A 12,277-nucleotide genomic window follows, 5' to 3' on the forward strand; every position below is an offset into this window, starting at 1 on the left:
CATGCATAGAGGACCAATTACATCTGTTTTATCAACTCAGCAGGATCAAATTGTTTACACTGGCGGTTATGACCGCTGTATTTATCAGTGGAACCGGGCGACAGGAGAAGGAACGTTTATTGGAAGTCACGAGCATATCATTAACTCTTTATCTCTTTCTGAAAACGGAAAATATTTAGCGAGTGCATCGTCAGACTACACCATTCAATTGTTTGATACAGGTACTCATACTCAAATTCGCACCCTGTTTGGTCATGCGGATGATGTAGAAGCCGTTGCTTTTGCGAAGCAGGATACGTTGCTTGTATCGGTGTCTAGAGATAGAAGATGCTTAGTCTGGGATATCGAAACAGGAGCCATCCTAAGAGAATTTCATGGACATAGCAAGGATGTATTAGCTGTATGGATACATGGCGATAAAGCTTATACAACAGGTGATGATGGCTATGTTCTTGTGTGGCTGTATGATACAGGAGAAATTGTAGGGGAGATCGGTCCGTTTGATTATGAGCTGGACACAATCAGCGGCAGCAATCAAAAAGAAGTGTTCGCACTTGGCAGAGACGATGGCACCGTTATTATTTATGATGCGGTGACTTTACAGGAGAAAAAAATCATCAAAGCTCATTTACAGGGCGTCAAGCGTGTGAACTTTTCTCCAAGCGGCAATTACTTGCTGACAGCAGGCTATGACCATTTAATTAAGCTGTGGAATTACGAAACAGGGGATTTAGTCGATACGCTGCTGCCTCATAAATATCAGTGGGAGCGCTCGCTTGTCTGGACGGAAGATGAGAAATCCATCCTAGGAGCCAGCTTTGGAAAAACGTATTGTGAATGGTCTATTGAAAAGGGGAAAGTCGTATCAGATGAGATCGAAATGGCTACACCATCTATTAATGATATTGCACTGACTGATGCGGGAGATATCATCACAGCATCAGATGACGGAAAATTCAGAAAGAATGGGATTGAAATTGCTAAATCGACAGGCGTTTTAACAAATGGAGTGGCTGTCGCACGAGATGGAAGCTATTATGCTTGGGGAGATCATGCAAGTCAGGTGCATATTGTTCATGAATCATTACAGCAAATGGTTTCGTTTGATCTCAATACAGGGCCGGTCAACAGTGTGTATTTCCACGAGGAGGATCGGCAATTTTATATTGGAACTTACGGCGGCTATGTACATGTCATTTCGACGGAGCATTTAAAGGAAGTTGGCCGTTCCAAAGCACACGATTGTGCTGTGAAAGCACTAAAAGTAGAAGGAGATCATATCATCACAGCCGCAGTAGAAGGAACCATCTGTCTTTTAGATAAGAAGAGCTTGTCTTTAAAAGCGAAATATATCGGGGCGACAGAGCTATTAAATGATGTATTCATTGATAGCAAAAGAGATCGTATTGCCATTGTCAGCCGTGACAAGAATGTGAGATTGTTTGATTTGCATACAGGAAGAATTTTAGACCAGCATAATGAACACCAGTATTCGATTAAATCGGTCTCTGTCACAGACTCTGGCTATATTGTGAGCGGAGATTATTGGGGCTATATCGTTGTGTGGAATCCAGAGCTCGGGGTCAATACCGGCCCAATTAGAATTGCCAAGAATGGAATTAGTGCCATCAGACAATTAGGCAATGATGTATACGCAAGCTCGTATGATGGTGGGATTTATCATATTCGAGAAGATGGCACGTATACCGAAGTACTGCGCTTATTTGAACAATTTCCAAAAGAAGTAATCTCTCATTAAGAAAAAGAATGTAAGCGGGGGATTCTCATGATAAGTGTTTGCAAGGAACATATGAAAAAAGGTCTGACTGTACTCAATTGTCCGCATGTGCTCCTCATTAATAAATATGAATGTCGCAAATGCTGTTTTTGTAAACAACGAGCATCATATAAACTTTTTTATTCCTTGCCTTACTATGATCGTTCTGAAAAGAAACGGATGGAAAAAATATGAGAATAGAACTCCTTCATTTCCTGAAGGAGTTCTTTCCCTTGAAAGAGAAGAAAGGAGACTTACATGAAAGACGATGTGTTTTATATGAAACTGGCGATTGCCAACGCAAAGGCAATGAAAGGGCAAACCTCCCCAAACCCGCTTGTCGGTGCAGTCATTGTGCAGCAAGGTGAAATTGTTGGAATGGGTGCTCACATGAAGGCGGGCGAACCTCATGCTGAAATTCATGCACTGCACATGGCAGGAGAAAAGGCAGAAGGAGCTCATCTGTATGTAACGCTCGAACCTTGTTCGCATCATGGGAAAACGGGTCCTTGCACAGAAGCGATTATCAAAAGTGGTGTGAAACGAGTAGTCATTGCGACGCAAGATCCGAATCCGCTTGTAGCAGGGAAAGGGATTACCGTGTTGAAACAAGCAGGGATCGAAGTAGATGAAGGAATATGTAAACAGGAGGCGGATCGCTTAAATGTGCCTTTTTTCCATTTCATTCAATCAGACCTTCCCTACGTCATCTTAAAATCAGCCATTTCATTAGATGGGAAAATTGCCACAGCTCAACTTGAAAGCAAATGGATCACAGGAACAGAAGCGAGGCAAGAAGTGCAGCAATTGCGCCAAGAAGCAGATGCTGTGATAACAGGTGTCGAAACGATTATTCAAGATGATGCAGGTCTTATTGTGAAAGATTCAATAGCGTCTCAGCCGATTCGCGTCATTTTAGATTCTACATTAAGGATTCCGCTTCATGCGAAATGTTTAACAGATCGTAGAGCGGAAACCATTATTTGTACCTCGCACATGTATGATCAGAAAAAGTATGAACAACTCATAGAAAAAGGGCATCACGTCTATGTCACAAGCGGAGAGCAGCGGACAGATATTCATGACGTGTTAAGAATGCTGAAGGAACGTTCTGTTATGTCAGTTCTTGTTGAAGCAGGAGGGAATGTGAGTGCTTCCTTTTTAGAAGCATCACTTGTCAATGAAGCCGTCATTTATATGGCACCTTTATTAATCGGTGGAAAACAGGCACCTACTTTTTTTGAAGGAGCTGGGGTGAAAAAACTAAAAGAGGCGATCCGTCCAGCAGATGTTGAATATAGTATGGTAGGAAAAGATATCAAAATGACAATGAAATTTCAATAAATATAAGGCCTTGTGCTTCGAGTGCAAGGTCTTTTCAATATTTCTCATAAAAATAAAAATGTACATACACCTTTCCAAGGAACGATGAATACGATGGATGGGGGTGATTCTATGAGAAGATGTAGACAATGCGGAAAGACATATCCAACTCATTCGACAGACCACTACCAAAAAGGAAGCTGGTATGATGCGTATAAGGATGATGGCTGGGAATGTGATAGTTGTAAGAAAGGAAAGTCAGGAAAACCAGTGAAAAATCCTTGCTGCGGGAAAGATCCATGTGTGTGTGTCATTCAAGGTCCGCCAGGAGGAAGAGGAAGAAGAGGCCCAGCAGGTCCGGCAGGTGCAGTGGGTCCAGCGGGTCCAGCAGGTCCAATCGGGCCAACAGGTGTAGGGTTAACGGGTATCGTAGCATTTGATCCAGCGGTAGCGCCGACGTATCCAGTAGGTCAAGTGGTGACGTATGATGGCAGTACGTATGTGGTCAATACAGCACCGCCAACAGGTACGCCGGATACGTCGCCAGATTATACGCTTTTAGCTGCTGCAGGCGCGACTGGTGAGACGGGTGCTACCGGGACAGGTGCAACCGGCGCCACGGGAGCAACCGGCGTCACAGGAGCGACAGGAGAAATTGGTCCAACCGGAGCCACCGGTACAGGAGTAACAGGTGCCACAGGAGCAACCGGAGCGACCGGCGTCACAGGAGCGACAGGAGAAATTGGTCCAACCGGAGCCACCGGTATTACGGGAGCGACAGGGTTAATAGGAGCAACCGGAGAGACTGGCGCCACAGGAGCAACTGGTGCAACCGGCATTACGGGAGCAACAGGCGTAACTGGGGATACAGGTGTAACAGGAGCGACCGGTGCAACCGGCGTCACCGGAGAAACAGGTATTACGGGAGCGACAGGGTTAACAGGAGCAACAGGCGTAACTGGGGATACAGGAGCAACAGGGGCAACCGGAGCAACCGGCATTACGGGAGCAACAGGCGTAACTGGGGATACAGGTGTAACAGGAGCGACCGGAGTCACCGGTATTACGGGAGCGACAGGGTTAACAGGAGCAACCGGAGAGACTGGCGCCACAGGAGCAACCGGCGTAACTGGGGATACAGGTGTAACAGGAGTGACCGGTGCAACCGGCATTACAGGAGCAACCGGCGTAACTGGGGATACAGGAGCCACCGGAGTGACCGGTGCAACCGGCATTACGGGAGCAACCGGCGTAACTGGGGATACAGGAGCCACCGGAGTGACCGGTGCAACCGGCATTACGGGAGCAACCGGCATTACAGGAGCAACCGGCATTACAGGAGCAACCGGCGTAACTGGGGATACAGGAGCCACCGGAGTGACCGGTGCAACCGGCATTACGGGAGCAACCGGCGTAACTGGGGATACAGGTGCAACAGGAGTGACCGGTGCAACCGGCATTACGGGAGCAACCGGCATTACGGGAGCAACCGGCGTAACTGGGGATACAGGTGTAACAGGAGCAACCGGTATTACGGGAGCGACAGGGTTAGCAGGAGCCACCGGAGCGACTGGCGCTACGGGAGCCACCGGCGTCACCGGAGAAACAGGTATTACGGGAGCGACAGGGTTAACAGGAGCAACCGGAGTGACTGGCGCCACAGGAGCAACAGGCGTAACTGGGAATACAGGAGCAACCGGAGTGACTGGCGCCACAGGAGCAACCGGCGTAACTGGGGATACAGGTGTAACAGGAGTGACCGGTGCAACCGGCATTACAGGAGCAACCGGCGTAACTGGGGATACAGGTGTAACAGGAGCGACCGGAGCCACCGGCGTCACCGGAGAAACAGGTATTACGGGAGCAACAGGGTTAACAGGAGCAACCGGAGTGACTGGCGCCACGGGTGCAACAGGCGTCACCGGATCAAGTGCTATTATTCCATTTGCGTCTGGAGATCCTGTTATCTTGACAACAATTGCAGGCGGACTTGTTGGAACATCTAGCTTAGTCGGATTTGGCAACTCAGCAACAGGTGTCAGTATTGTAGGCGGAATCATTGATTTAACAGGCGCTGCAGGCACCTTACTGAACATGGCGTTCTCAGTTCCGAGAGCTGGAACGATCACGTCATTTGCCGGCTATTTCAGTACAACAGCAGCTCTTTCTTTGATCGGCACGAGTATTACCGTAACGGCTAGTCTATTCGCTTCACCGACACCAAATAACAGTTTCACACAAGTAGCGAGTGTCACATTAGCCCCAGCTTTAACCGGAGTTTTAACACTGGGTGCTATTGCAAACGGTATTGCGACTGGTCTGAATGTACCAGTCACACCACAAACAAGACTGCTCGTTGTCTTCTCTGCAACAGCTACAGGTCTATCGTTATTGAATACCGTAGCAGGCTATGCGAGTGCTGGTTTATCAATCACGTAATGAACACAATGGGATGACTCAATCATGAGTCGTCCTTTTTTGTTTTGTATGAATTTTCTCTTACCTTAGTGAGAAAAAATGATATGATTTTCTTAGAGTCTAGTTGATGAATTTAGTTGAATTAGGGGTTGTAGCGGTGAGGATGAGCAAAAGGAAAGTCACTTTGCAAACGAAAATCTTAGGGTTAATTATTGGGCTTTTGCTTGTTGTCATTGCGTTATTGACCATTTGTTTTGGTTTTTTGCAGACCTCAGAAAGGCAGCGGCAAGCAGAACAGCTGGCGGTGCAAACCGCTAGAACAATCTCATATATGCCGCCCATTAAAACATCGGTGGCCACATCTGCATCGAAAAATGAAGAACAGGCAGTGCTTGAGCAAATGAATGATCAAGTTAGAGCACATGCCATCTTCATCACCAATCAAAAAGGGAAGGTCCTTTTTCATACGAACCATGAGAATGTAGGAAAAACCATCAGTGTATTTAGAGGAAGAAGTACCCTGCTTTTTGGGGGAACCTCCATATCATCGGGTGATTCTAATGGTGAAACCGTTGTCAGAGGCAGTGCCCCGATTATGAAAGAAACAGGCAAGCATGAAGAAATTATTGGCACAGTCACCGTCGAATTTTTAAAAAAGGAAATCGATCAAGCGACAGCCCATCAACTATTCAAGCTTAGCTATATTGCTCTTCTTGTGCTCTTGCCTGGTATATTCGGAGCGATCTTTTTAACAAGAAGTATTCGTAAAGATACATTAGGTCTTGAACCGCATGAAATTGCTTCATTATTTCGAGAAAGAGAAGCGATGCTGCTTGCGATAAAAGAAGGGATTATTGCATTTGACCGCAAAGGCGCGATTACGATGATGAATACATCTGCTGAACACATGCTGCGCGTTTCATCCGAGCTGCGGCTTCATATTGATCAAGTCTTGCCAAAAGCCAATCTCCTTGTCTATTTAAAGGAAGAGACAATTGAACCGAACATAGAAACCGTTGTCAATGATAAAACCTATGTCTTAAATGTGAAAAAAGTGGTGCAGGACAACCATGTCTTTGGAGGGATTGTGAGCTTCAGGGAGAAAACAGAGCTGACGAAGCTGCTGGATACATTAACAGAGGTCAGCCAATATTCAGAAGACCTGAGAGCGCAAACACACGAATTTTCAAATAAGCTGTACGCCATTTTAGGTTTGCTTGAGCTGAAGCAAGTGGATGAAGCCATTGACTTAATAAAGGAAGAATATACGCTGCAAAACCGTCAGCACGATTTACTGATGAAGCAAATACGATCTCCTAAAATACAAGCCATCCTACTTGGCAAGCTAGGGAAAGCCTCTGAAAAAAAGGTACATTTCCACATAGATGAAAATAGTTCATTGGAGCCGCTCCCAGCACATTTAAGTCTATCTCACTTTATTACCATCATCGGCAATCTCGTAGACAATGCGTTTGAGGCTGTATTGAATAAGGAGAAAAGAGAAGTAAGCTTGTTCATCACAGATATTGGATTTGATATTATCATAGAGGTGTCTGATTCAGGGGATGGTGTCAATGAAGGAGCCATTTCACAACTTTTCACAAGAGGACATTCATCAAAGGGAGAAGGACGAGGCTATGGACTCGCCAATGTCAAAGAAGTATTGGACGAACTTGGGGGCTGGATTGAAATAACGAACCAAAAAGAAGGCGGTGCCATCTTCACTGCATACATACCGAAAGGCACAAAGGGGGAATAAATGGTGATGAAGGTACTCATTGCGGAGGATGATTTTCGAATCGCAGCCATTCATGCATCTTATATACAACAAATAGAGGGATTTCAAGTCGCCGGAAAGGCAAAGAGTGCAAAGGATATGTGGGAGGCGCTTCAAAAGGAACAAGTCGACCTCATCTTGCTTGATGTGTATATGCCCGATGAGCTCGGCACAAACCTGTTGCCGCTTTTAAGAGAACGCTATCCAGAAATAGATGTGATTATTATCACAGCGGCAACGGAAACGACACTTTTAAGAGATGCCCTTCAATACGGAGTGGTTCATTATTTAATCAAACCAGTGACCGCACAAAAGTTTGCGCAAGTTTTAACTGAATATAAAGAGAAGAAAGACATCATCAATTCCAAGGATGAAGTCAATCAAACGATGATTGATTTGTTTTTTGGACAGATGCAGGAAGAGCCAAAGGAACAGGATGACAGAGACCTGCCTACAGGCATCAATTCGCTGACTTTGGACAAGGTGAAAACATTGATGGCATCAGAGAATAGTGGAATTACAGCAGAAGAACTAGGAGAAAAGATGGGGGCATCACGTACAACAGCGAGACGGTATGTTGAGTATCTCGTGACAACAGGAGAATGCCGGGCAGAGCTTGCGTACGGAATCATTGGCAGACCAGAGCGAAAATATTATCCTGCCAAAAAGCAAGCGGAGTCTTAAAAGATGAAAAAAGCAATATGCCTTGTCGTGATCATAATATGTCTTTGTATGACGCTCACCTTTAATGAAAAAAAGGGAGGTGACTCTTTCCTGCAGCACAGCCCATTATATATCGTGGTGTCTGGTGTCCCTGACGGCGGATTTGACCAAACAGCTCAAGTGATGAAATCAGTGCTCGAGAAGGAAAAGCTGGTGAAGCGGCCGGTGAATATCCTTTATCAAAGAGGCGGAACGGTGGATAAAGGATGGACATATATGCTGGAGCGAGATACCAACTATATTAGTTTGAATTCAAGTTTATTGTTAAGCCGTAATTTGCTTGGCAGCAGTAACATGACAATGAATGATGTCACGCCACTTGCGATTCTTGCAGAAGAGTGGCAGGTCGTCGCAGTCCCAGTGGATTCTCCCTTTTCAAATGGGAAGGAGCTATTAAACACACTAAAGAAGAAACCGGATTCCTTAAAAATTGGATTTGCCCCGGACTTCGGAAATGATGATCAAATCTCATTCGCACGAGCGGCAGAAATGGCAGGAATTGATCCATACCGCATTCAATTTTTGAAGTTTGACAGTGCAGATGATTTATTTCAGGCGCTCATTGACCATGAGGTGGATGCAGCAACAACAACGATTACAGAGGTTCGTCATGATTATGAAAAGAAGAGGCTAAAACTCATAGCGACCACAACCAATCAGCGTTTAGAGGGATTTGAAGATGTGCCTACTTGGAAAGAGCAAGGCATCCCGCTCATCTTTTCTCATTGGCGTGGTGTCATGGGACCCAAGCAAATGAATCAGCACGAGATTCGTGAATGGGATCAGCTTCTTCAAAAAATGACACAGACTAAGTCCTGGAAAAAACAATTAAAGCAAAAGGGCTGGACAAGTCGTTATATGAACAGCAAAGAGGCAAAGATCTTTATGGAAGAGCAATTAAGGCGATATGAGCAGTTTATTCAAGGAGAACAAGCGGTCGAGTGAGACCGCTTTTTTTCATGGAATCCATCAAAACCAAGGTTTGAACAAAATGAACAAAAAGCATTTATCGACCGAAAAAGAATTAAAATTCATAATATTTACTTCAATTCAGGCGTCAGATATCATGACAGAAAGGGTTGGAAATGGGATACCAACATTTAATGAAAGCGTATACAACATAAGGGGTGAACAAAGTGTTAGCAATCTTAGGATTTCTTATGATGGTTGTATTTATGGTTTTGATTATGACGAAACGTATGTCTGTTTTAACGGCATTGGTATTAACACCAATTGCTTTTGCTCTTATTGCAGGTTTTCATTTTACTGAAATTTCAGACATGATTGTCAAAGGTGTGCAGCAAGTCGCACCGACGGCGGTCATGATCATGTTTGCGATTTTGTACTTTGGCATTATGATTGATGCGGGTTTATTTGATCCGATGGTGGCGAAAATTTTAAAAATCGTCAAAGGCGATCCATTAAAAATTGTCGTCGGAACAGCTGTCCTGACTATGCTTGTTGCACTTGATGGTGACGGAACCACAACGTACATGATTACAACAACAGCGATGCTTCCATTATTTACGCTGCTTGGCATCCGTCCGATTATTTTAGCGGGAATTGCCGGAGTTGGCATGGGGATTATGAATACGATTCCATGGGGAGGAGCCACACCTAGAGCGGCGAGTGCACTTGGCGTTGATCCATCACTTTTATTTGGTCCGATGATTCCAGTCATTGGTGCAGGGGTTTTGAGCATGATTGTGGTGGCATACTTTCTTGGGAAGTCTGAAAGAAAACGTCTTGGTGTCATTGAGCTCGAACGGCCGATTCATGCAAATGAAATGGCAGCGGCACTACAGGATGACATCAAGCGGCCGAAACTTTGGTGGTTTAACCTGACGCTTACGTTGTTATTGGTGCTCCTTCTCGTCTCTGGAAAAGTCAGCTTAACGGTATTATTTGTTCTTGCATTCTGTGTGGCGATTATCGTGAACTATCCGAACCTTGAACAGCAGCGTGAACGGATTGCGGCTCATTCAACCAACGTTTTAGCGATTGCTTCCATGATATTTGCGGCAGGGGTTTTTACAGGCATCTTAACAGGCACGAAAATGGTCGATGAAATGGCGATTTCGATTGTATCTGCTATTCCAGAGCAGCTTGGCGGCTTCATTCCAGTCATTGTTGCGTTAACGAGCGGAATATTTACGTTCTTTATGCCGAATGATGCATACTTTTATGGGGTCCTGCCGATCCTATCAGAAACAGCGGCAGCATACGGTGTTGATAAAATTGAAATCGCGAGAGCCTCTATTATTGGCCAGCCGATTCATATGTTAAGCCCACTTGTTCCATCCACTCATTTACTTGTTGGACTTGTTGGGGTATCACTGGATCAGCATCAGAAGTTTGGCATGAAATGGGCTGTGCTTGCAGTCGTTGCCATGACGGTCATGTCGGTACTCATTGGGGCCATTTCCATTTGGTAAATAAAAGAGTGTCTGCTACGTGAGCAGGCACTTTTTTAGGTCATATTGCCGAGCAAGCTCGATTCATTTGCCCTATACAAAAACACTCTTGTTCCTCCAAAAGATATATTTTTGAAAAATACTGACACTTTTACTGTTTTTTTCTTTATAATGCAAATCAACGAAGGGAGAGGATAGCATGTCCAACCGAAAAGGCACGATTCTTTTTGCTGCTGTATGCCTCATAACAGGAAGTTTGTCGATGGTGAGTCCAGATTCAGCTCATGCAGATACCCCTTATTATGGAAAGAGTTATGAACAGCCAGCCTCAGTGAAGAAGCTATACCCTGAGCCTGACGAGACGTTCGATACCCCCGCATTTCAGAAAAAAGGAGAAGCCTTCACCACGCAAGAAGAGCTTCAAGTATTCTTACGTGAAATTGTCCGCAAAAGTCCTTACGCTACGCAGAAACAGATTGGAACATCCATTGAAGGACGGTCCATTCCAGCCCTCTACTTTACAAAAGATCGTCATATTTCTCCACTTTCAAAAAAGCCAACGATCTGGCTTCAAGCACAAATACACGGAAATGAACCAGCCTCCGGTGAATCTACTCTCGTCATCGCAAAACGATTAGCTGGTGAAGAAGGAGAGCGTATACTCAATCATGTCAATATCATCATTGTCCCCAGAATCAATCCTGATGGTGCTTATGCGTTTGACCGCAGACTTGCAAACGGAATGGATGGAAACCGTGATCATATGACATTAGAATCTCCAGAGCTCACAGCCCTGCATCAAGAATTTAATCGGTATACACCAGAAGTAGTCATTGATGCCCATGAATACGATGTAGGACAAAAACAGTTTGATGATATCGGATCAGCGGGTGCACTCAAATATCACGATTTACTGATCTTATCAGGGAAGAACTTGAATATTCCAGAAAGCATCCGGCTCACGTCAAATGAATTATACGTGAACGGCGTCCGTGAAACGCTAACAAATCAAGGATTTTCAAATGATTTATATTATACAAGCACAAGAGGAAAGGATGGAAAGATCGATCTCTATGAAGGTGGAACGGATGCACGAATTGGTCGAAATGCTCTGGCGCTCTCCCCAGCGCTATCCTTTCTTGTAGAAAGCAGAGGGATTGGAATTGGAAGAGAGGACTTTACCCGCCGCGTCGCAGCACAAGTCACCACTCATGAAAAAATCATTGAAACAACGGTGAAACATGCAAAGCAGGTGAAGCAGCTTATGGTGACGGAGCGTTTGAAGCTGGTGAAAAAAGGTCTCCAATCGAATGATGACGATCAAGTGGTCATTCAAGATGATTTCAAAGCGCCGGTGGATGATTCGCTTGAAATGGTAGATATTGAAAAAGGACAGACCATCAATGTCCCTGTACGCTTTCACAGTGCGAGCGATGCTACTCCTGTCATGTCGAGAGAGCGACCGACAGCTTATCTTGTTTTACCTGGACATGAAGGGGTAGAACGGAAGCTTCAAACCTTAGGGTTAAAAAGTGTCACATTGCCTGCCAGTGTAAAAGTACCGGTACAAGCCTATCAAGTAACAAAACGAGATGAAAAGAGCAAAACAGATATTCAGCTTGAAACAGAACTCGTCCAAAAGAAACGTCAGCTGCCAAAAGGGACAAAGGTATATTTCACGGCGCAGCCGCAAACGAATTTGTTGTCACTTGCCCTTGAGCCAGAATCAAAAGACAGCTACATGTCCTCTGGATTTATTGCTTCAAAAGTAGGCGATGAACTGCCAGTATACCGGTTCTTGCTATCTAAAAGGACGTTGGGCATTAAATAAAAAAGGGCTAAAAT

General features: G+C 44.9%; 8 protein-coding genes. All 8 read left to right on the forward strand.

Annotation, left to right across the window (positions count from 1 at the left end; all coding sequences use genetic code 11):
• The first annotated feature begins 1 nt into the window (after window position 1).
• Complete coding sequence (locus MHH54_RS03815; protein ID WP_342500713.1) at window positions 2-1,759, forward strand: WD40 repeat domain-containing protein; 1,758 nt, start codon at window positions 2-4, stop codon at window positions 1,757-1,759.
• 276 nt (window positions 1,760-2,035) lie between these two features.
• Window positions 2,036-3,121, forward strand: a complete 1,086-nt coding sequence (gene ribD / locus MHH54_RS03820; RefSeq protein ID WP_003214330.1) for a bifunctional diaminohydroxyphosphoribosylaminopyrimidine deaminase/5-amino-6-(5-phosphoribosylamino)uracil reductase RibD — start codon at window positions 2,036-2,038, stop codon at window positions 3,119-3,121.
• Between the two features lie 111 nt (window positions 3,122-3,232).
• The gene (locus tag MHH54_RS03825; protein ID WP_342500714.1) at window positions 3,233-5,539 is read left to right on the forward strand and encodes an exosporium glycoprotein BclB-related protein; all 2,307 of its coding nucleotides are present in this window, start codon (window positions 3,233-3,235) and stop codon (window positions 5,537-5,539) included.
• A 142-nt stretch (window positions 5,540-5,681) separates the two neighbouring features.
• Window positions 5,682-7,277, forward strand: coding sequence for a sensor histidine kinase (locus tag MHH54_RS03830; protein WP_268494036.1), 1,596 nt, complete (start codon window positions 5,682-5,684; stop codon window positions 7,275-7,277).
• Window positions 7,278-7,280: 3 nt separating this feature from the next.
• Complete coding sequence (locus tag MHH54_RS03835; protein ID WP_034620234.1) at window positions 7,281-7,979, forward strand: response regulator; 699 nt, start codon at window positions 7,281-7,283, stop codon at window positions 7,977-7,979.
• A gap of 3 nt (window positions 7,980-7,982) precedes the next feature.
• Window positions 7,983-8,963, forward strand: coding sequence for a tripartite tricarboxylate transporter substrate-binding protein (locus MHH54_RS03840; protein WP_003213926.1), 981 nt, complete (start codon window positions 7,983-7,985; stop codon window positions 8,961-8,963).
• Window positions 8,964-9,154: 191 nt separating this feature from the next.
• The gene (locus MHH54_RS03845; RefSeq protein WP_212046548.1) at window positions 9,155-10,453 is read left to right on the forward strand and encodes a citrate:proton symporter; all 1,299 of its coding nucleotides are present in this window, start codon (window positions 9,155-9,157) and stop codon (window positions 10,451-10,453) included.
• A 178-nt stretch (window positions 10,454-10,631) separates the two neighbouring features.
• Window positions 10,632-12,263, forward strand: a complete 1,632-nt coding sequence (locus tag MHH54_RS03850; RefSeq protein ID WP_268494032.1) for a M14 family metallocarboxypeptidase — start codon at window positions 10,632-10,634, stop codon at window positions 12,261-12,263.
• Window positions 12,264-12,277 lie beyond the last annotated feature (14 nt).

Source organism: Bacillus sp. FSL K6-4563, assembly GCF_038630405.1.
GTDB lineage: Bacteria > Bacillota > Bacilli > Bacillales > Bacillaceae > Bacillus > Bacillus pumilus.

What these genes read in the sequence shown, in the direction of transcription:
- MHH54_RS03840 (WP_003213926.1), top strand. Translation starts at nt 7,983, where the DNA reads ATGAAAAAAGCAATATGCCTTGTCGTGATCATAATATGTCTTTGTATG.
- MHH54_RS03850 (WP_268494032.1), top strand. Translation starts at nt 10,632, where the DNA reads ATGTCCAACCGAAAAGGCACGATTCTTTTTGCTGCTGTATGCCTCATA.
- MHH54_RS03830 (WP_268494036.1), top strand. Translation starts at nt 5,682, where the DNA reads ATGAGCAAAAGGAAAGTCACTTTGCAAACGAAAATCTTAGGGTTAATT.
- MHH54_RS03815 (WP_342500713.1), top strand. Translation starts at nt 2, where the DNA reads ATGCATAGAGGACCAATTACATCTGTTTTATCAACTCAGCAGGATCAA.
- ribD (WP_003214330.1), top strand. Translation starts at nt 2,036, where the DNA reads ATGAAAGACGATGTGTTTTATATGAAACTGGCGATTGCCAACGCAAAG.
- MHH54_RS03825 (WP_342500714.1), top strand. Translation starts at nt 3,233, where the DNA reads ATGAGAAGATGTAGACAATGCGGAAAGACATATCCAACTCATTCGACA.